Here is a 23018-nt window from a genome sequence, read left to right as displayed (position 1 = left end):
CTAAAATTCCTGTTGCATCGATTCAAGCTCTTCCCAGCGCTCAAAAGCGATTTCCAGCTCCTGTTCTAAGCTAGATAACTTATCTAATATTGGTTGCGTTTCATCTACCGGTTTAGCAAAGAAATCCGGCGTATTCACTGTCTCTTGCAGTGATTCTATCTCACTTTCCAGCGTCTCTAGCTTGTTTGGTAAAGCCTCAAGTTCGCGCTGTAGCTTATACGATAATTTGTTCGGTTTATTGCGAGGTTGGCTGTTTTTGGGACTTTCCTCAACCACTTTCTCTTTTTTTGCTGGCATTTCATCCAGACGAGAAAGCTTCACCTGCTCACGCTGTTGCTGAGCATCATGATAACCACCGACAAACTCTTCTATCTTACCATTGCCTTCAAATATCCAGCTTGTTGTAACGGTATTATCAACAAACTGCCTATCATGGCTTACTAATAAAAGAGTACCTTCATAGTTGGCAAGCAAATCCTCTAAAAGTTCCAAAGTTTCGATATCTAAATCATTGGTTGGTTCATCAAGAACCAATAAATTACTTGGTCGTAGGAAGATCCTTGCTAATAGAAGACGGTTTTTTCTCCCCCTGACAGTGCTTTTACCGGCGTTCTGGCTCTTTTAGGTGGAAATAGGAAGTCTTGCAGATACCCTAGTACATGGCGCTGTCTTCCACCAACCATCACTTCTTGCTTGCCATCAGCAAGGTTATCCATCACCGTTTTTTCAGGATCCAACTTTTCTCGGTACTGGTCAAAGTAAGCAATCTCAAGCTTAGTACCGCAGCGTAGCTTGCCAGAATCCGGCTGAAGTTGGTCTAGTAGAAGTTTCAATACGGTACTTTTCCCGCAGCCATTGGGGCCGATAAGCGCAATCTTGTCGCCACGCATGATGTTGAAGCTAAAATTTTCTACCAGATTTTTGTCGTCGATAGAATAGTTAACATTTTGGGCTTCAAAAACCATTTTTCCGCTTCGCATTGCGTTATCAAGGTTAATGTTGGCTTTACCCTGCACTTCTACCCGTTCTTTACGCTCGGTTCGTAGTTTTTTAAGTGCCCTAACTCGTCCTTCATTACGCGTCCGTCGGGCTTTAATGCCCTGACGAATCCAAACCTCTTCCTGAGCCAGTTTCTTATCAAACTCCGCGTTCTGCATTTCTTCAACACGCAGAGCTTCCTCTTTATCAACAAGGTACTGTTGGTAGTTCCCAGGGAAAGAAGACAGCTGACCTCGGTCAAGATCCACGATTCTGGTTGCCATAGACTGAATAAACGCACGGTCGTGCGAGATAAACACTATTGAGCCACGAAAATCTTTCAGAAACGTTTCCAACCACTCAATCGTAGTAACATCCAGGTGGTTAGTTGGCTCATCTAATAAAAGCACATCCGGGTCGCAAACCAGAGCTTTCGCTAAAGCCGCTTTTCTCTGCCAGCCTCCAGATAAATCCGTCAGCTGAGTATGGCCATCCAGTTTAAGGGCAGCCAAAACGTTCTTTATTCTATCTTCAAAGCGCCAGGCACCGCTGTGCTCTAGTTGCTCCTGAATCTTGGCTAACTTATTGATATTTGCTTCACTAGGATCAGTGGCAATAAGGTCGAGCTGGTCGTTATAAATCTTTAGTTGCTTCCCAACTTCTTGCAGCCCTTCTGAAACATAATCAAATACGGTACCTTCCTGATTACGTGGAGGATCTTGCTCCAGACGTGAAACAACCACATCCTGAGTGATCTGGAATTTGCCATCATCCATGACAATATCGCCAGACAGAACTTTTAACAGCGTAGATTTACCTGCGCCATTTCGGCCCACCAAGCACACTCGCTCATTTTCTTGTAGAGCAAAATCCGAATGATCTAATAAAGGATGGTCACCAAATGCAAGTTGACCGTTATTTATGGTAAGTAATGCCATTTTTCTTTAACCAATTTTGTAATTCTTCTATTTCGAAAGGCCACCCAAGCTCAGATTCTCCGCAACTCACGACGGGAATAGTGACCCCGTAACGAAAAAACAGGTCATCATCAAACGCTATATCCATAACCTGAACGTCCAGTTTCAACGAGTTCAACATCTTCAGAGCTTCTTCACACAGATGGCAGCCATCAGTACTGTATAAAATAAGTGATTTATCCGGCATGACTGATTAACCAGCAGTTGTGAATCTGTTTATTGCGCGAAAAGTCGAGCGGCAAGGTCTGAGACGATATATTCTGAGCCGTTAAGCCCAACTCTTTTAACGCATCCAGATCCATCTTAAAGTGTCTTTTATTATTAGAAAACACAATAGTACCACCAGCACGAAGCAATCTTTTTAAATTCTTCATCAGTTGGATATGGTCTCTTTGAACATCAAATGACTGTTCCATGCGCTTAGAGTTAGAAAACGTCGGTGGATCGATGAAAATCAGGTCATATGTTCCCTGCTCTTTCTCTAGCCACTGAAGACAATCAGCCTGAATAAACTGGTGTTGGCGTCCAACCTGACCGTTAAGCTTTAGGTTCTCTTTTGCCCACTCCAGATAAGTTTTTGACATATCTACTGTGGTAGTAGATTTTGCACCTCCGCAAGCAGCGTGCACGGTTGCCGAACCGGTATAGGCAAACAGATTGAGAAAATCTTTCCCTTGTGCCATTTCGCCAAGTTTGCGCCTTGTGATCTTATGATCTAGGAAAAGACCTGTATCAAGGTAGTCATGTAAGTTAACTAACAGTTCTACGCCATATTCTTTGACTTTAAGCGTATTGCTACCATCGTTAAGCTTTTCGTATTGTGCCTTACCCTTCTTTTTCTCTCGGGTTTTAAGAACAACATTGTTTGCAGGAGTATCTGTTACCTGAGTGGTCGCTCGAATCACATCGGTTAAACGACGCTTTGCTTTCTCTTCAGGGATGTTTTTCGGTGCCGCATACTCCTGTATAACGATATTGTCACCGTATACATCTATTGCCACATTGTATTCAGGTAAATCGGCATCATAAATTCGGTAGCACTCCAAATCTTCTTTTTTCGCCCACTTAGCAATCTTGCCGATGTTTTTCTTCAGTCGATTAGAGAAGTCAGGCGCGATAACAGCATCATTCTTTTGTCCCTGCTCATTTTCCTCAGCAGAACGAACGGCAATCGAGTAATTTTTTTGGTGACACTGTAATGCACCATTGTGCAACTTGTATTGCTTATCTGCTCGCATGCGCAAACAACTTAATAAGTCGTCAGAGCTCGAAAAGATTGACGCATTCCAGCCACCAAACTCATTTTTTAGCTGACCACCAAAGGAGGTGTATAAAGCAATCAAGCCCGGCTCTGTACCCAAGCGTTCACCGTATGGTGGGTTACAGACTATCGTGCCTTGTTCCAGATTATCTGGTTTGCGAGCTTTCGCTGCATCGCCAAGGTTGAATTCAATCAGTTCAGAAACACCGGCCCTACGTGCGTTTTCACGGGCAACAGAAAGCACTTTCTTATTGTTGTCGAAACCAAAAAACTTAGCGTCAACCTTTTTGACACCCCTTCTCGCTTGAACATTAGCTTCTGATTTAAGCTCTGCCCATACTTCAGGTTCAAAGTCATTTAGAGACTCAAAACACCACTTCTTGCGATTCACACCTGGTGCCATATTTGCTGCTATAAGTGCAGCCTCAATAAGTAGCGTTCCCGAACCACACATTGGATCAAGCAACGGTTTATCATTCTGCCAACCAGAGCGCATCACAATAGCTGCCGCCAGCGTTTCTCTCAAAGGTGCTTTCCCTGACTCGGTTCTGTAACCACGTTGGTGTAAGCCCGCACCTACCATATCAATTCCCAATATGGCCTTTTCTCTGTGCAAACGTACATGAACTCGAATATCAGGTTGCTCTTTGCTGATAGATGGTCTCGGTAAATCCTTCTTGTTGAAACTATCTACAATGGCATCTTTTACTTTCAACGCACCATACTGACTGTTGCGAATCTCACGGTTCGTACCGTTAAAGTCCACTACAAACTTATTAGATGCATCAAAATGAGACGGCCAGTTAACGGCCATAGTCGATAAATACAGATCCATGTCGTCCTGACAATTGAACTCTGACAATACTTTAACGAACCTGGAAGCGATACGGCTCCATAGACATACTCGATAAGCATCTCTATTGCTGGCTTTAAATTTAACACCCGCTTGTACAGGTTTAGGTTCGTTAATGCCTAGTGATTTGAGCTCTTCGACTAAGAGGTTCTCAAGTCCATTAGAAGTTATTGCTAAGTATTGATTCATATTCATCTACAGATGCTAAAAAAATGGGCTTGATTATACCTGAGAAACCGGCTGTTTAAGATATTTAAGTGCAATTTCCTCTCATACCACGACTAACCGTTCAAAGAATCATCTAATTTACCCTTCTACAGGGTCGAAATACTTATTTATGCAAATAAAATAAGTAAGCATTTACTTAGCCAGTATTTAAAGCACATATATTACACCCAGCTCGATAGTGAATACTTATTCGCGTTCATATTGGACTATACCAATGTGCATTTTCACTGTAATTTTCTTACCATTATTGCTTAAACAGGGAATAAATGAGTAATTATTGAGCTAGAAAGAGGATGAGCGAGATGAAAATAAAAGCTAAAAATGTTCAAATACCGAACAGAAATCACAGCCCTTTTTGGTATGAAAGCTCTATTTTTTACTGGGTGGGTATATTCCAGGCAAAAAAATCGACCAAACTGGTCGATAAACATACATCAAAGGAACGAATTACATCAAATGGAGGGAGGAAATTTCACAGCTTAACTAATCCTGGTTAGCTAAACCTTAACTTACCATTGCTACCGGTAGCTCTTGAAAGAGATGATTAACGCACTCCATCCGGTCGTGCATTACTTTTATCGTCTCTCCGAATCTCAGAGACTTAATACCATCCAGAGAGAACTCTGATAGCTCTACATAGGCACAGAGGCTTGCGTTCTCACACACCTCAACCACCATAAAATAACCACTGCTTAATCTATTCTGAAGGTGTACAAGGTCCCCTTCCTGCGGCTGATGCCCACTTCCCTGGGAATCAAAGAACCAACTTTTTGGCTGAACAGGCTTATGGAATCGTTTTGCTGCTACGCAATTGAGCACCAGTTCAGCCTGACGCGGCTCACACAGGTCTAACTTAGAGGCTTGCTCCTTGAATGTCTGAAACGCTGACGCATCGTCGACAGTAAAATCCGTCGCTGAATACGCGCAATCCACTAATAACTTTTGAGGAAGGTTGACACGAAACAGCATGTCATTTCCAAGATCCAGCATCAGAGTGCTTTCACACTCATCAAAGTACCAATTCCATGTATCTCTGGGTTTAAGCATCGTCCGTCTCTTAATTATTTATTTTGATCAATAAGTTAGGTAAAACGCTTAATTACCTTAGCCAACGTTTAAAATAATTTTACAAGCGGAAATCCAAAAAAAAGAGGAAAAGAATCTCTTCTTTTCCTCTACAAATCACTAATATATGTGACGCTTATTATTTAAATCACAAATTTTTAACAATATCTCTAACCAAACCAGGACCGTGATAGATGAATCCAGAGTAAACCTGAACAAGCTTAGCTCCTGCCATCATTTTCTCTTTCGCAGAAACGTATGAGTCAATGCCACCAACACCGATAATTGGTAGTTTGTCTCCTAGTTCATCATGAACAAGTCTGATAACTTCAGTACTTCGACTTTGCAACGGTCTGCCACTTAGGCCACCGGTTTCTTCTGCGTATTTCATTCCTTTAACGATGCTTCTATCAAGAGTTGTGTTAGTCGCAATAACACCATCGATCTTATATCGAACCAACGAATCACAGATCTGCACAATCTCTTCATCGCTAAGGTCTGGAGCTATCTTTAGAGCCAGTGGTACGTATTTACCAAACTTCTTCTCTAACTCAGCCTGTTTTACCTTAAGATCAGAAAGCAGAGAATCAAGCGCTTCACCATACTGAAGTGTTCTTAACCCAGGTGTGTTTGGAGAAGAAATATTGACAGCAATGTACCCTGCATGCTCATAAGTTTTCTCCATACAGATTAGGTAATCTTCACTACCATTTTCGATAGGAGTATCTTTGTTTTTGCCGATATTGATACCGATGATGCCGTCGTAGTTAGAACGCTTAACGTTCTCTACCAGTACATCCACCCCTTTATTATTGAATCCCATGCGGTTAATTAAAGCTTCCGCCTCGGTGATTCGGAATAAACGAGGTTTGTCGTTACCTGGCTGAGGTCTAGGTGTTACTGTACCTACCTCAACAAAACCAAAACCCATTGCACCAAACGCGTCAATACATTCAGCATTCTTATCAAGACCAGCAGCTAAACCCACTGGGTTTTTGAAAGTGAGCCCCATGCACTCAACTTCTCTGACAGGCAGATTTTGTCTATAAAAAAGATCTACAGGTGTACCCTGAAAACGTTTGAAGTTATCGATTGCTAAATCATGTGCCTTTTCAGCATCGAGTTGAAATAAGCCAGTTCTGGCAAGACGGTAGAGCATTTATGCCTCCGAAAGAAAAGCCCCGTGTAAACGGGGGTGTATTATTACCGATTTCAGGAATAATTCAATTCAAATGCTCAAATAATTACTTAATTTATTGTTTTATATGTTTTCTTAATGGATATGGATACCAAGTTAATAAAGCGAATGATTTAATGTGTTACATTGTCACCTAAACATGTAGATACAAACTAAAAGGGACACTCTACATTAGCGTCCCTTTCATATCTGTTTCGCCGACTACCTACCCTGTTAGATTTTTCCGGAAGAGCAGTTCAGGTTAAGTAACATTAGCTCCCGAAGTGCGACAGAAAATTTAGCAAATTCATGGATCGAACCCACCTTGAACTCTTTGAGAATACTCTCCCACCTTTGAAGTGAGACGGTATTAACATCCATCCAGTCTTCCAGCGCTTTAACGGGATCAAATTCATCTATTGAACAGCTACAGGTCAATACTTGTGCTGCAAGTTGACGCTGCTGCCAATCGAGATCTTCCCGGAAAGCCGCTCTTGCCAGGGCTTGCCAGTGGTTTTCTGTTGCCTGAGCGTTTATCTGCTTCAGGAACCAATGCAATGAAAGTCGATCACCTAACGTAAAATAGAGTTTTGCTGCACTTTCTACTGATTTTCCGCTTTCTTTTGCTATTGATGATATATCAAGAGCAGAGTTCAAGCTTGATAGACGCGACACATGGTTAGCAAGATCTATCGACACCCCCTGCTCGATCCAATTTTGAGCTAACTCGTTGTGCTCCTCTACTTCGGACTTAACCAAAGAAGCATCAAGGTGATCCTTAACAACCTGTACATCATCGTTGTAGCGCTCAATAAGATCGTTAACCGATGTTTGAGCAGGGCAATTCCTGATCATCCAGCGAGTTAAGCGCCTCATTGTTCTTCTGACCGTAAACAACAGATCATATTGAGCACCTGAGGTCGCAATATTATCCAGTTCACGAATTCCTTTGAACAATGAGTCAAAGCTATACACTTCCCTGGCTGCTGCATATGAATTGGCGATAGATATAACCGTTGCTCCAGTCTCTTCCTCGAGTCTGGTAACAAAGTTGCAGCCCATTTCATTAACCATTTGATTAGCGAGCGCCGTTGCTATAATTTCTGACTTAAGCGGATGATTTTTAAATGAATCAGAATAGTTACGTCGTAACTCTGATGGAAAATAATTGACCAACAGCTGCTTGTGATACTCATCATTTGCGATTTCATCGTCAACAAGTTGCTCTTTTAATAACATCTTGCCGTAAGCAACCAACACTGATATTTCTGGTCGGGTAAAGGCTAACCCCTGCTTTTCTCTTTCTAAAAGCGTTTCATCATCGGGAATATATTCTAATGCCCGGTCCAGATAACCACTCTTTTCCAGTGTATGAACAAAGCGAATTTGCTCTTTAACCAGTGAAACTCCCTGCTGTTCACTAACGGATATCGATTCAGCCTGACAATACGCATCGTCGAGTACGATCTCGCCGACTTCATCTTCCATCTTATCGAGAATCTCATTGCGTTGTTTCACCGTTAGATCGCCATTAGCGACTAGGGTGTTAAGCAAAATCTTGATGTTAACCTCATTGTCAGAGCAATCTACGCCGCCAACATTGTCTATAAAGTCGGTATTAACCCTGCCACCAGCAAGTGCATACTCTATGCGACCAAGCTGGGTCATACCAAGGTTACCGCCCTCGCCGACAATTTTTGCTTTTAGATCTTTACCATTAATCCTTAGTACATCATTGGCTCTGTCACCAACCTCGGTATTCGATTCAGACTCCGACTTCACATATGTCCCGATCCCGCCATTCCATAGAAGATCCACTTCCATCTGCAATAACATCTTGACGAGATCATTTGGTGCAACGCTAGATCTTCTTGTTGCCAGCATTTTCTGAATTTCAGGCGTCAACTTGATCGACTTAGATCTTCTGGAGAAAACACCACCGCCTTTTGAGATCAGCTTTGAATTATAATCTTCCCAACTTGATCCAGGTTGTTCAAACAGGCGCTTTCTCTCTTTCCAGCTTTTTGCTGAGTCCGGATTCGGGTCGATAAAGATGTGCATATGGTTAAATGCTGCCTGAAGCCGGATATGTTTTGACAGCAACATACCATTACCAAACACATCCCCTGCCATGTCGCCAATACCAACACAAGTAAAGTCCGTTTCCTGGCAATTAATGCCCATTTCACGGAAATGACGCTTAACAGATTCCCAGCCACCTTTGGCCGTAATTCCCATAGCTTTATGGTCGTAGCCATTTGAACCACCAGAAGCAAAAGCATCTCCCAACCAAAAGTTGTACTCTTCAGATACCGAGTTGGCTGAGATCAGAAAAAGTTGCCGTACCTTTATCGGCAGCCACCACCAGATACGGGTCATCGTCATCATGGCGCACTACGTTAACTGGATGAACAAGATTTCCTTCAACAATGTTGTCCGATACATCAAGCAGTGCTCTGATAAAGCGTTTATAACAGCGTTTTCCTTCGGCGAATATTTCATCCCGGCCCGATAAAGATGGCTGCCTTTTGCATATAAAGCCACCTTTTGCACCAACAGGAACAATTACGGTATTTTTTACCTGTTGTGCTTTTACTAATCCAAGAATCTCAGTACGGAAATCTTCTTGCCTGTCAGACCAGCGAAGCCCGCCTCTCGCAACCTTGCCTCCTCGCAGATGTACACCTTCGATATCCGGCGCATATACAAAGATTTCGAATGCAGGTACTGGTGCCGGTATTTCAGGAATGTCCGATGGTTTAAGCTTCAAAGCTAACCAGGGTTTAGGTTGCTTATTATTATCTAGCTGGAAGTAGTTTGTTCGTAGCGTAGCACTGATCATTTCCATGTAGCGCCGGATGATCCTGTCATCATCCAGGCTTTCTACATGATCCAGTTTTTCCATTATTGAACTAATAATATCACTTTGCCCTTTCTGACCACCTTTATATTTAGGATCAAAACGACGCGTGAACAGATCCACCAGCGCTTTAGCCAGGTGCGGATGATCACTTAAGGTTTCTTCAATGTAGCTCTGACTAAATGGGAATCCGACCTGGCGCATATAACGCGCATAGGCTCTTAAAATCGTGATTTCTCGTCCGCTTAAGCCCGCTCCCAGAACTAGCCTGTTAAATCCATCGCTTTCTAGTCCGCCAGACCAGATAGAAGCAAAGGCCCGTTGAAATCTATCTCTTGCTTCACGAAGATCAACAGCACTATTGCTCCTATGCAGCATCGAGAAATCAAGAATCCAGTAAACAACACCGTTAGATTTTCTCACTTCATACGGTGACTCACCCACTACCCGCAACCCAAGGTTTTCCAGCATTGGCATTACATCAGAAAGGTGTATCGGCTCATCGCGGTGATAAAGTTTTAAATGAACAACTTTCGAATCAGCCGCTTCCTCTTGTGGACGATAGAACAGCATACCCAATTTATTGTCATCACTTAGCGACTCTAACCTTTCTATATCTGCCACGGCGGAGCCCGGCATTACATCACCTTTATAAGCACCAGGAAACGCGCGCATATATTCTTTAGCTAATGATAACCCTCTGCTTTCACCAAAATTCGCTATAATCGCGCTAGCAAGACGGTCATCCCAGGTTGAAGAAGCTTCCATTAAATTCTGCTCTATGGTTCTTGCGTCATAATTGACGTTGTTGTTGTCTACACGAACAATGTAGTGAGTTCTTGCTAAAGGGCTTTCAGAAAAATACGTCGTAAATTCAACATCCTGATCGGAATTAAAATGTTGCTTTAGTATCTTTTGTGTATCTTTTCTAAGTTGAGTGTTGTAGCGCTCTTTGGTTACGTAAACCATACAACTAAAGAAACGACCGAACGGGTCTTTACGTACGAACAACCGAACAAGATCACGATCCTGCATCTGCACGACACCAGTGCCTACTTCCAGCAACTCTTCTTCTGTTGCCTGAAGTAACTCATCTCGTGGATAGTTTTCCAGTATATTATTCAGCGCTTTGTAGGAGTATGAACCTAAACGGTAACCACTGGATTCGAGGATGCGTTCAACCTTCTGTCCTATCAGAGGAATATTAAAAACACTTTGGTTGTATACGGCCGAGGTATATAAACCAGTAAACCGATGCTCACCGATAACATTACCGTCAGAATCAAAACGTTTGATTCCTATATAGTCGGTATAGGCCGGTCGGTGAATCCGAGATGCATTCTGACCTTTTGTCAGTATCAGCAGATAAGGTTTGGTGGCTTCTAACCGCGCGGATTCGGCAAAATCCGCAAACTTTACAGTTCGGACCCTACGTTCTACTGAAAACAGGCCAAGCCCTTTTTCTTTAGTAGGCTGTAACTGTAGCTCTTCATCAACTTTGGTTACATCGAAGGATTTGTATCCCATAAAAGTAAAGTTATGATCACCGAGCCACCTCAGGAACTGCAATGTTTCTTCAAGGCGTTTACTCTCAACCGGGATTGTATCTACCTGTTGTTCAACCTCTTTGATCACATCGGAGAGCTTATCAGACATAATTTTCCAGTCAGATACAACTCGTTGAGTATCTTCGAGGACGCTTACGATCTCTTTCTTGAGAGCGGATCTCGCATCGGCGCTTCCTAAGCGATCTACTTCTATATGAAATAAGGATCGGTAACCACCTTTACCACTATTGATCCCTTCAATACCATTACCATTGATCTCAATTTGAGTTGGACCATGCAACATAAAATGGCATGTTAACTCCAGTCGGGTTAATGCCATCTTTATTGAGTCAACAAGAAATGGAGAGTCAGGAATAACAATTTCTACAACCGTGTGGGTCGATTGCCAACCATGACGGCTAACTGTCGGATTAAATACCTCAACAGAAACACCATCGCTCTTGGTTTCAGAAATGTGGTGCCACAGACTCACTATCGCCCCATAAAGATCAGAGTCATTCCTGTGTAATAAATCATCTTGTGAGATATGGTTAAAAAGATGTTTAGCAAGTTTAATGACCAATGGTTGTTGAGCTGGTTCAAGCTTGCTTTCTATTAATTGGTATACCTTCTCTAGCAGGACCGGAACTACGGTTTCACGTACTGTCATGCTTACGCTCCGTTATTGGAATATTTTTATATATTGTAGGGGGTTGCTTTACTTTATTGTAAAAGCTTTATTGATAAATCGTTAATTATTTAGAGGAAATTAAAGGAGAAAAATATGATTTTGTGATGGGAGCAAAGAATTAAACCGCTGCAATAACAGAACACTATAGCGCTTCTAACTTTACAAACTTATTATTTTGGTCAGTTATGAGCCTGAACCGCCCTTTCACACCGATTTGTGTCAAAAATGGACGAAAACGAGATGCCGGTAGCTGTATCTTTAAACCTTGATCCGAGTACACCATTACGTTACTCGCCGCACCAGAATAATGTTGTAAAAACGTCTGATACGAGATGTTAAGTCTAAAAGTATATTGATTCATGTCGGCGTAAAATAGTTGAAGAAAACGTTGGCCGGCTAAACAGCCGGCCAAACAACAAGTTACGATTCTAATGCCTTAGTCACTTTTTCGTAAAGATCTTTAGCCAGATTCTCCATCGAAGCAAGCTTCTCAAGCTCAGCTTTCATAAGAACCTGACGCTGCTCATCGTAGTTTTTAAATTTCAGTAGAGGATCAATTAACCTTGATGCCACCTGTGGATTGCTATCATTAAGCTCTTTTAGGATTTCACCTGCAAACAGGTATCCGGAACCATCTTTAGCATGGAAGTTTACCGGGTTGTTGTTAAGGAAAGAACCGATAAGGCTTCGCGTTCTATTTGGATTCTTTAAGCTAAACGTAGGATGCGCCATCGTTTCACGCACTAAATCAAGGGCATTGTCCACCGGACTTGTACCCTGTAGTGCAAACCACTTATCCATTACCAGCCCGTCTTTTTCCCATTTGGCACTGAAGTCTTCCATTAACTCACCACGACAAGCAAGTTTGGCCTGATTTGCTGAACTCATCGCTGCCATGGTATCGGTCATATTGTTGGCAGTTTTATATTGAGCGTGTACAAGCTCGTTGCCATGTTCCAGACACGCCAAATAACTCAGGCATCGGTTACGAAGTGCCCTTTTGCCAATGGCATCATGGTTAATCGAATAATCTTTCTGTGCAAGTACCGCGTACGATGCTGCTAATTCATCCGCCAGGCTTTGCGCAATAGCTTGTTTGATATTGTGCAGCACACTATCAATCGCATCTACATCGACAGGCTTAAACCAACCCGCCACTTCATTCGCTCCCGGCAACGACAATACTTCTGCAACAAATGCAGGCTCAAGCTTGTCATTTAATAGTACACCTCTGAATGCATCCTGCACGTCATCAGAAAATTCAAAAGGTTTACCCGACTGAAGATTAGATACATTTAGCTTGATGTATTTCGCCAGCAATATCTGGCTCGCATCCCAACGTGCAAAATCATTTTGAGCATGAACCATCAGGAACATCAACTCTTGATCACTGTAGTCATATTCAAGTTTTACCGGAGCAGAAAATTCTCTAAGTAAAGAAACAACCGGTTTTTCACTTACATTTACAAATATATAAGTCTTGTTCTCTTCCTTAATGTCGAGAACATTCCCTACTTTTTCACCGTTACATTGTAACTCAATGATGGTTCCGTCAGCGGCATATAACTCGATATCCAGAGGGATATGTAGAGGCAGTTTTTCTACTTGCTCCTGAGTTGGCGGTGTCGCTTGCTCAACTTTTAGTGCAAAGGTTTTGTCAGACTCATTATACTCACCCACTACTTTTAACGTTGGTGTTCCCGATTGACTATACCAACGCTTAAACAGAGTAAGGTCGATGCCTGAAGCATCTTGCATCGCCGCGACAAAATCATCACACGTAGCAGCAGTACCATCGTGGCGCTCAAAGTAAAGCTTCATGCCCTTCTGGAAGTTCTCTTCTCCAAGAAGCGTGTGCATCATGCGAATAACTTCACTGCCTTTTTCATACACGGTTAAGGTGTAAAAGTTATTCATCTCGATCACTTTATCCGGACGGATAGGATGAGACATCGGGCTGGCATCTTCTGCAAATTGAGGACCACGGATAATGCGTACATTGTTGATACGATTTACAGCTCGGGAACCCAGATCAGAGGAAAACTCCTGATCACGAAATACCGTCAGGCCCTCTTTTAAACTCAGCTGGAACCAGTCGCGACAAGTAACGCGGTTACCGGTCCAGTTATGGAAATATTCATGACCGATTACGGCTTCGATTCCAAGATAGTCGGTATCGGTTGCCGTCTCTTCGTTGGCTAGAACAAACTTTGAGTTAAATACGTTAAGACCCTTGTTCTCCATCGCGCCCATATTAAAGAAATCAACGGCAACAATCATATAAATATCAAGGTCATATTCCAAACCAAAGCGCTCTTCGTCCCACTTCATAGAGTTGATAAGTGAAACCATGGCGTGATTGGCACGATTCAGATTTCCTTTATCGACAAAGATTTCTAACGCAACTTCCCTGCCCGACTTTGTTACGTACTTGTCTTTCAGCACATCAAAATCGCCGGCAACCAATGCAAACAGGTATGCCGGTTTAGGGTGAGGATCCTGCCACTTAACAAAATGGCGGCCATTGTCCAGGTCACCTTCATCAACACGGTTACCGTTGCTTAACAAGAACGGATACTCCGATTTGTCTGCAATCACCGTTGAACTGAATACTGCAAGGACGTCTGGTCGATCAAGGTAGTAGGTAATTCTTCTAAAACCTTCCGCTTCACACTGTGTGCAATATGCACCGCCTGACTTGTATAAACCTTCAAGTGCGGTGTTATCTTCAGGGTTGATCTCTGTTTCGATCTGTAACTCGAACTCTTCTGGTAACTCAGAGATTGAAAGCTTCCCTTCCGCTTCCTCAAACTTATCCCATTCTTTGCCGTCTACTTTTACTGACAGTAATTTAAGTTGTTCACCATCGAGATCCAGAGTCGTACTCTCTTTTAGCTGCTTAACCTTCGAAATCGCGGTTACGACTGTGTTTTTGTCGTGAAGATCAAAGGTAAGGTCGATTTGCGTGATGGTATGGCTTGGTGATTGGTAGTCTTTACGATATTTTGCTTGTGGGTTTTGGGACATTGTCTAATCCTTTTAACATCGCTCCGGGTCGTTCCAGATTGAATTCAAATCATGTCACTTGATTATAGAATAAAGAAAGGTGCCTAATACGACACCTTATTTAAATCCAACATATCACAATCAACCAAAATATAAAGATGACCTGGATTGATCGCTGAGATTTTGTTCTAAATATCAGCTTGATAACTCAGTTAAGGTTCCACCCTGTTTAGAACCGCATACATATCAAAACCTTCGCTCTTAAGTGTGAGGGTATTGTTGTCAACGGTGTAGCGAGAATCTTGTTCACCATCTTCATACATTAACACCAGATGATCGTTCTCGTAGTAATAGACACCTTCCCGGACGGCGTGTGAGCCATCGTCGGATTCAACCATAAACATAAATACGAAATCGGGCTGCAGCGTTAATGCCATCCGAGAGACTTCACTAGCAAGAATATCATCTCCAGTTATGGCTTCGCTGGCCCAGCTACCCACCAGATCTTTTGGTAACCCTTTGATAAACGCAACGCCGTTTAAGATAAGCTGGTTATGATTAACCAGGTAGTTGTAATACTGTGGCGTATCGCTGTTCATGCCTAACACTAGTGTAGAATTGCTGGCGGTATATTGGCCTTCCCACTGTTCGATACTGAAATCGGTTTTTTGAATCTCAATAAAAAAGGTGTAATTGGAGACTATAGACAGCCGAATAGTAAGGAAGTCCTGCTTTTCGATATCAGGATTTGGATTCACTAGGTACCAGTTACCCAACAAAAATGGATAATCAAAAGAAGTCAGATCACTTTTAGCTCTGGGCTCAGAAGCTCCAATCTGGAAAGCGAAACAAGCTAGTAATGTTATCAGCCATTTCATAAGACATTCCTCACGCTTTTCTTTAAGCGTAGGAACGTTTTTTAGATAAAGCTAAATTTATTGACCCAAATCATAGAAGTTTCTCAAAAACAAAAAGCGAGCATTTCTGCTCGCTTTCATCATAAACCTGGAATATTCCACTAGTTTGCTTTTATCATATCAACCATGATAGCAACAGATTCATCAAGATAAGCATCCGGTGCCTCGTAGTCTGTTGGAACATCGTCAAGAGATTCAAACTCTGGTTCACCACTGATTTTCTGACGAACATTGATTCGAGTAAGGCGTCGAAGATCTTTCTCATCACTCTCTTTTTGACGAACTTTTTCGTTTAATGACAGTGTTGTATCGTCTTTTTCAGCCCGATATCTTGCGATATCTTCTTTGATAAAGCCAAACTCTAAGTCTTCTTGAACTCGTTTTTCATGGTTCAGAGTTAACTTCGCAATCTGAGCCTTGCGATCTCCAAGCTCGTTATAGTTTGCTCTATCGATGCTATCCCAAGGCAGTGCATTATCCTCTACACTCTCTCCAGTTTCAGATGGTTCAACTGCTGTAGGATAGGCAATATCAGGAACAACACCTTTGTTTTGCGTACTGCCACCATCAATTCGGTAGAACTTCTGGATAGTGTACTGGACGTAACCTAGCTCTTTATCAAACAAATCGTAGATGTGATTCAAAGAGCGGTGTTGCTGAACCGTACCTTTACCAAAAGAGTTTTCACCCAATATTATCGCTCTGCCATAATCCTGCATCGCTGCAGCAAAAATTTCAGAAGCGGATGCACTGTATCTATTCTGCAGTACAGCCATTGGGCCGGTGTAACTAATTTGACCATCGGTATCAGCATTCACGTTTACACGACCATAACTGTCACGAACCTGAACAACCGGGCCGCTTTCAATAAACAAACCCGATAAAGCCGTCGCTTCTGTTAGTGCACCACCACCGTTGTTCCTTAGATCAACGATAATGCCATCAACATTTTGCTCTTTTAATTCAGTGATCAGTTTGTCGGTATCCTTTGACAGACCAACATAAAAACTAGGCACTTCAAGCACACCAATTTTTTTACCCGACTTTTCAATTACTTCCGACTTAACTGCACGGTCTTCGAGTCGAATCTTATCCCGTGTAATTGTTACGTTGTGACTTTTAGCATTCTTTCCTTCCGGAAGAATTTCTAAGGTTACCTTTGTTCCCTTAGGGCCTTTAATCAGTTGCACGACATCATCCAGTCGCCAACCGATAATATCAACCATCTTTTCCCCATCCTGAGCGACACCGATAATTCGGTCTCCTTCAGAAAGAGATTTACTGTTCGACGCAGGGCCACCGGCTACTAGAGATCGAATCACTGTGTAATCATCGGTGATTTGCAACACAGCACCGATACCTTCCAGCGACAAGTTCATTTCTGACTGGAACTGTTCGGCGTTACGCGGTGACAAATAGCTGGTATGCGGGTCAACCTCTCGGGCAAACGCGTTCATATATAACTGAAATGCGTCTTCACTATGAGACTGAGTTAAGCGCTTTATTGCGTTATTATAACGCTTCGCAAGTGTCTCTTTGATCTCATCCCAATCTTTATCAGCAAGTTTCAGGCTCAGCGCATCATACTTAACACGTTTACGCCAGAGTTCGTTTAACTCATCAACATCTTTTGCCCAATCTGCTTCAGATCGGTCTAACTCAATTGACTCGTCAGTATCAAACTTAATTTCTTCATCCAGTAGCTTTAAGGCATAAGCATAACGCTCAAATCGTCTTTGAACAGACAGGTTATACACATCAAAAGCGATTTGTGTATTACCAGATTTAAGTTGGTCATCAATCTGAACAGCCCAGTCATTAAACGAGTCAATATCTGCTTGAGTAAAGATATTTCTGTTGAAGTCAAGCATCTCCAGATAACGCTGGAAAATTGCTTGAGAAAACTCATCATTTAAACTGAAGTGTTTGTAATGCGAACGGGTGAATCGGGAAGTAACTCTTTTACTCGCAGTTTGATGCTGAACTTCAGGAGCCAGAGTTGGGAGATCGTCTTTAGAGATATTTGCTTCTAAAGCATTAACAGAAGCTGCTAGCATTAAGCCAGCAGCAACTAAAGTGATTTTAAAACGGCATTTCATGCGTAGGATATTCTCCTTTATGCGCGCAGATGCTCCACTTTAACAACCATTTGTAAACCGTTGCCTAGTTGAACACGCACATCATCCTTATTGATTTCAACAACTGTCGCAGCCATGTTGCCCTTGCCCATGTTTACGTTAACCGCTTTACCAACGATCACTTCTTCTGAGCTTAGTGCGCGCGTTTCAGTTGCTGCTGGCTTATTATTTGCCTTTTGTTGTTTAGCTGGCTTAGCACGACGCGGCTGCTGAGGCTTCTTCGCCTTAGGTTTCGCTTTGCCTTCTTCACGTGCTTTTTCAGCCTGTTCTTTACGACGAGCCTGCACACGAGCTTTGCTCTCTGCAAGCGCCTTTTTCGCGTGTTCTACGTGTTCTTCCTCAAGAACACCACACTCATTACCATCAAGGTCAACCCTAACAGCACCTGGTTTTACACCGTGCAGGTAACGCCAGGATGAAGTGTATTGTCTTAAAGCTGCTCTTAGCTGAGTCTTACTTACCTTTTCATCTTCGGCCAGACGTTCAGCTAGATCTTGAAAAATACCGATTTTTAACGGCTTAGCTTCACCTTCTAAAGTAAAGCATTTAGGGAAACATTCAGCAATATATGCAATAACTTCTTTGCTGTTTTTTAACTTTTCAGTGTTTTCCATGTGGATTCCTGGTTTGCGCGGCCTTTTCCGCGACTCGTACTGACAAATATCTGGGCTATTATAGAGAGATGCTAATTAAAAACCACACTCAAATCATATTTTATGCGTTGTTAGCGTGCGAATTGAGCAGCTTTTCGATTTCTTGAACCAAATATGAAAGACCTTCTTCATCTTCTTCACTAAAGCGTCCGACTACAGGGCTATCGATATCCAGTACTCCAGCCCAATCAGAGCCTATCTTGAAAGGCAGAACAATTTCAGAATTACTTTCTGCATCACATGCGATATGCCCTTCAAATTGATGAACATCGTACACACGCTGTATCTCACCGGTAGAGATAGCTGTGCCACATACGCCTTTCCCTACCGGAATGCGAACGCACGCAGGTTTACCCTGAAATGGACCAAGCACCAGCTCTTCACCTTTCATCAGGTAAAATCCGGCCCAATTAAGGTTATCCAGCTCCATATATAAAAGAGAGCTAATATTTGCCAGATTTGCGATCAGATCCGGTTCATCTTCAATTAATGCTACCGCTTGCTTGGTAAGTCTTTGATACTCTTTTAAAGTCATTTTGTTCGTTAATTTCTTGTTCTTTGAAAGCTGAATTATAGAATCTATGTGTATATGGCGGAATGTACAAGTAAAAAATCTTTTATCTTAATAGTTTTTGTCACTTTTCAAGTGATTGAATATGTTCTATAAATGACAAGCATGAACACAACAAAATTGCCCCCTGCTGAAAATAACCCCTTACATACAACCAGAGTAAGTAAAGTACGGTTATGTCAGGGGTGCGAGCTCCCAGTTGAGATACATCGATTACCTGATGGTAAAAGCGCGTTTTGCCCACGGTGTGGTACAAAGCTCTATAGAGGTGGAATTCAACCATTATCCGGCAACCTGGCTCTTGCCATCACTTGCCTGTTTCTATTTATACCCTCTCACTTTTTTCCGTTTATCAGTATACGACTATTTGGCGTGATGATTCCGGCTACACTTCCTTCTGGCACTTTTACCCTGATGCAAGAAGGATTCGTGTTACTAGGCCTACTCGTTTTCTTCTGCAGCACTATCGCACCTTTATTAGTGTGTTTTTCAACTGTGGTCGCCCACATCGCTATGAACCGGCGCTGGTTTAAGGCTTTTCGATGGTCACTTATCACAATAAAAAAACTAAAACACTGGATGATGCTGGACGTCTTCCTGGTGAGCATCGGTATCTCCTGCTTTAAATTACAGGATTATTCTGAAATATATGTTGGCACCGGTCTGGCTGGGTTGGTTCTCTTGCAGATTTTTTCTCTTATGCTTATTGCCAGATTCAGGGTCAGACGATATTGGGAAGCATGGCAAAAAGAGGACGAATACCATTTCAGTAAAAAGAAGTCCATTGTCACAATTGCCGCCTATCACAACCCGAAGGAGAAAAATGTGTCAGATGCAGTAATTCGCTGCACCATAGAAAACCCAAATCGATGCAAAAGGCCTGGGCATGTTTAATCGCTGCTACGGTGTCTATCTTCCCTGCGAACCTTTATTCAATTTCGATACTGTTTAGTAATGGTCAGAGGCTGGAAGATACTATTTTATCGGGTGTGGCTACCTTGATAAATATGGAAATGCACGGCATCGCCCTCATCATATTTGTTGCCAGTATTTTAGTGCCCGCAGCCAAGATTATCGGTTTAGGTTTTATTCTGATCACAATTCACCTAAAACAGACTATATACCGGAGACAAAGAATGTTTATCTACTTTGTAATCAAATGGATTGGTAAATGGTCGGTTATGGATTTGTTTGTCATTTCTATAATGATGACCTTGGTTGATCGTGGAAGAATTCTTAACTTCAGCCCAGGTTATGGCGCTGTCGCATTTGGCATGGTTGTTGTTTTTACCATGCTGGCAACAGAAGCATTCGATCCCAGACTAATTTGGGATGAACCAATTAAAAATAAAAACCGAAAGTCAGTTGAGTCGGAACAATAGAATTAGAAGAGTTCTTATATGAACAATATGGAAAAAACGCAGAGATCGCATTCGCCAAAAGTAAAAAGGGATTTGGGCATATCTCCTCTCTGGATATTGCCCTTAGTCACTATTGCGTTGGCAAGCTGGCTAGTGGTTAAAGCCATCAATGATGCGGGACAAAGAATTCAGATTTATTTTTCCGATGCACAGGGGCTTATAGCAGGCAGAACCACCATCCAGTATCAGGGTCTGGAAGTTGGTATGGTTCGAAACATCACGCTTTCTCCTGACCTTGAGAGTATCTATGTAGATGCGGATATTTACCCGGAGGCCACTAAACTGCTGGGCGACAACACCCGCTTCTGGCTGGTAAAGCCAACAGCAAGCATCTCCGGTATTTCAGGCCTGGATGCCCTCGTTTCCGGTAACTACATATCTATCCAGCCAGGCATAGAAACTGGCAGAGAAGAGCTAAAAACCGTTTACACTGCATTAGATAATCGCCCTGCTGACTTACAGGCGGCTCAAGGGTTAAACATAACACTCAGGTCAAAGAACCTGGGTTCTATCTCTATTGGCTCTCAGATTATTTACCGAAAAATACCCATTGGCGAAGTCTACAGCTACAAACTGGATGATAAAGCCGAAAATGTGTTGATCAAAGCCTATATTAAGAACGAGTTCTCTCATATCATTACCAACAAAAGCCGTTTCTGGAACGTGAGTGGTATTGGTGCAAATATTGGATTTGATGGCATTGATGTGCAGTTTGAAAGCCTGAGTGCTCTGCTTGTCGGCGCTATAGCTGTAGATTCCCCGGATGAAGGAGAACCTGTAGATCAGAACCGAGAGTTCAAGCTTTACCCAGACCTAAAAACAGCGGGCAGAGGTATTCCTATACAGATCATTCTTCCTGACGACAGTGGAATTGGCTCTAATGGTGCACCAATTATGTATAGAGGTCTTCGTATTGGGGAGATCAATCAGCTTTCGTTTAGTGAAGAGCGCGAACATGTTATCGCATCAGCGGCTATCCAACCTGCGTTCGCAGACACATTAACAACCGGTTCTAAATTTGTACTGGAAGAAGCAAAACTCGCACTTTCCGGTGTTGAAAATCTAGCGAATATCGTCAAAGGCAACTTCCTGACTCTGATACCTGGTGAAGGAGAAAAATCACGCTCTTTCACTGTTATTCACAAAGATGAATTACTGATACAACAACCAGACTCCGTTACCATTAAACTGATATCTGAAGATTCCTACGCGATAACAGAGGGCGCGCTGGTGTTGTATCGTGGACTTACCGTGGGGAAAATTACTGCTGTCGAACTAGAGGATGATAAAGTCCTCTTCACTCTTCTTGTCGACGCTAAATACAGGCATCTGGTGAAATCTAACAACCGCTTTTTCGTCACTGGCGTGGTTTCAGCAAACACTAATGAAGGCGAAATAAATATCGACCTTCCCCCAATTAAGCGGCTAATTACCGAATCTGTAAGCTTTATTAGTGAAGGTAAAGTTATCGCAGATGAAAGCAATATCGAGTATCCGCTTCACGCCAATAAATCCCAAGCGCAACTAGCCCGATACAATCAATCTGGCACGAGCAACCTGCGCCTGTTCGCAGAAGCCCTTCCTTCTATCAGCAAGGGGACCCCTCTTTTATATAAGAATATTCCGGTGGGTAAAGTTGCGGATTATGCCCTCACCAGCAAGGGCGTAAATATTCTTGTAAAGATAGAGAATCGATATAAGCATCTGGTAAAAAGTGACACTGTATTCTGGAACCGTTCGGGAGTAGAAGTGGATGCTAGCCTGAGTGGAGTGAAAATCAAAGCATCCCCCATTCAAAGCTTAATCAAAGGTGGCATTGAGTTTGACTCCATTCCAGGTGTTGAAAACAAGACCAACAACCGTTGGAAGCTTTATGATGACTTAAATCAGGCGAGCAAGTACGGAAAAGAAATAACGCTATTGACCGAAGAAAATGCCCCGGTGTCAAAAGGCACTCCTATTAAGTTTCAGGGCGTCAATATAGGCGAGGTGTCTCAGGTCATTCCTGATTTTGATTCTAGCCAGATAAAGATAAAGGCTCGTGTTCAACCTGAATACATTGAAACCATCGCCACAAGCAACAGCTATTTCTGGTTGGTCTCTCCTGAGGTTGGACTAAGCGGAATTAAAAACCTCGACTCTATCGTCGCTAATTACATTTCGGTGAAGCCACACAAGGGCAAACCAAGCTATAACTTTGAGTTGCATTCTCTTCCATACCAGCCTCGTGGTGTACAGTTCACCTTGCAAAGTGAAACCAGAGATTCTATCGATATCGGAACGCCAGTACTGTTCAGGGACTTTGAAGTCGGTAAAGTAGTAAAAGTTGAGTTAGGAACCTTCGCCGACCGCGTTGTTTCAACTATCGAGATTAAGAAGCAATATGCCTACCTTGTCAGAAATAACACCGTATTCTGGAATACCTCTGGATTGGATGTATCTGTCGGACTTTCTGGGGCTCAGGTAAAATCCGGTACAGTAGATAGTCTTCTTCGAGGAGGTATCGCGTTTGCGACTCCAGAGTCTACTTCATTAGCACCTATCGCTAAAGAAAACCGCTCTTTTTACCTCTACCCTGAAGCAGAATCTGACTGGAAAAACTGGCGCACCGCCATACCTAAGCCATAAGTGATTTTAATGGCTGCATTTTTCTAGAATGGGCTGCATTTTTCTTG

General features: G+C 42.6%; 11 protein-coding genes and 3 pseudogenes. 2 read left to right on the top strand and 12 right to left on the bottom strand.

The annotated features are described in order from the left end of the window. From P7F88_RS19260 to P7F88_RS19205, 12 genes and pseudogenes are all read right to left on the bottom strand, one after another. Positions 1-1916: pseudogene (locus P7F88_RS19260) on the bottom strand (ABC transporter ATP-binding protein). Then, positions 1894-2142, bottom strand: a complete 249-nt coding sequence (locus tag P7F88_RS19255; protein ID WP_277827390.1) for a glutaredoxin family protein — start codon at positions 2140-2142, stop codon at positions 1894-1896. The pseudogene P7F88_RS19260 and the gene P7F88_RS19255 overlap by 23 nt, the downstream one beginning before the upstream one ends. Further along, positions 2132-4258 carry a bifunctional 23S rRNA (guanine(2069)-N(7))-methyltransferase RlmK/23S rRNA (guanine(2445)-N(2))-methyltransferase RlmL gene (gene rlmKL / locus P7F88_RS19250; protein WP_277827388.1) on the bottom strand — a complete coding sequence of 709 codons (2127 nt, stop codon included), beginning with the start codon at positions 4256-4258 and terminating at the stop codon, positions 2132-2134. The genes P7F88_RS19255 and rlmKL overlap by 11 nt, the downstream gene beginning before the upstream one ends. A gap of 543 nt (positions 4259-4801) precedes the next feature. Next, complete coding sequence (locus P7F88_RS19245; RefSeq protein ID WP_277827386.1) at positions 4802-5344, bottom strand: cell division protein ZapC; 543 nt, start codon at positions 5342-5344, stop codon at positions 4802-4804. A gap of 166 nt (positions 5345-5510) precedes the next feature. Continuing rightward, positions 5511-6521 carry a quinone-dependent dihydroorotate dehydrogenase gene (gene pyrD, locus P7F88_RS19240; RefSeq protein ID WP_277827384.1) on the bottom strand — a complete coding sequence of 337 codons (1011 nt, stop codon included), beginning with the start codon at positions 6519-6521 and terminating at the stop codon, positions 5511-5513. Positions 6522-6773: 252 nt separating this feature from the next. Continuing rightward, a pseudogene (locus P7F88_RS19235) lies at positions 6774-11616 on the bottom strand (NAD-glutamate dehydrogenase). Positions 11617-11779: 163 nt separating this feature from the next. Further along, positions 11780-11998: a DUF2835 domain-containing protein gene (locus P7F88_RS19230; RefSeq protein WP_277829230.1), complete on the bottom strand. Its 219-nt coding sequence runs from the start codon at positions 11996-11998 to the stop codon at positions 11780-11782. Between the two features lie 59 nt (positions 11999-12057). Then, a complete protein-coding gene (gene pepN / locus P7F88_RS19225) occupies positions 12058-14664 on the bottom strand; it encodes an aminopeptidase N (RefSeq protein WP_277827382.1) in 2607 nt (868 codons plus the stop codon). 191 nt (positions 14665-14855) lie between these two features. Further along, the gene (locus P7F88_RS19220; RefSeq protein WP_277827380.1) at positions 14856-15521 is read right to left on the bottom strand and encodes a hypothetical protein; all 666 of its coding nucleotides are present in this window, start codon (positions 15519-15521) and stop codon (positions 14856-14858) included. Between the two features lie 140 nt (positions 15522-15661). Then, positions 15662-17659, bottom strand: coding sequence for a carboxy terminal-processing peptidase (prc, locus tag P7F88_RS19215; protein ID WP_277827378.1), 1998 nt, complete (start codon positions 17657-17659; stop codon positions 15662-15664). Between the two features lie 17 nt (positions 17660-17676). Beyond that, positions 17677-18312, bottom strand: coding sequence for an RNA chaperone ProQ (proQ, locus tag P7F88_RS19210; protein WP_277827376.1), 636 nt, complete (start codon positions 18310-18312; stop codon positions 17677-17679). 100 nt (positions 18313-18412) lie between these two features. Further along, positions 18413-18886 carry a GAF domain-containing protein gene (locus tag P7F88_RS19205; protein WP_277827374.1) on the bottom strand — a complete coding sequence of 158 codons (474 nt, stop codon included), beginning with the start codon at positions 18884-18886 and terminating at the stop codon, positions 18413-18415. A gap of 141 nt (positions 18887-19027) precedes the next feature. Between P7F88_RS19205 and P7F88_RS19200 the strand changes: the two are divergent. Both P7F88_RS19200 and P7F88_RS19195 read left to right on the top strand, forming a co-directional pair. After that, positions 19028-20304 (top strand): annotated as a pseudogene (locus P7F88_RS19200) (PqiA/YebS family transporter subunit). An 18-nt stretch (positions 20305-20322) separates the two neighbouring features. Further along, positions 20323-22971: an MlaD family protein gene (locus P7F88_RS19195; RefSeq protein ID WP_277827372.1), complete on the top strand. Its 2649-nt coding sequence runs from the start codon at positions 20323-20325 to the stop codon at positions 22969-22971. The last annotated feature ends 47 nt before the right edge of the window (positions 22972-23018 follow it).

Source organism: Vibrio hannami (genome assembly GCF_029589055.1).
Taxonomy (GTDB): domain Bacteria; phylum Pseudomonadota; class Gammaproteobacteria; order Enterobacterales; family Vibrionaceae; genus Vibrio; species Vibrio hannami.
Note: the sequence above shows the minus strand (reverse complement) of the source record. Positions and strands in the feature narration are given on the sequence as shown.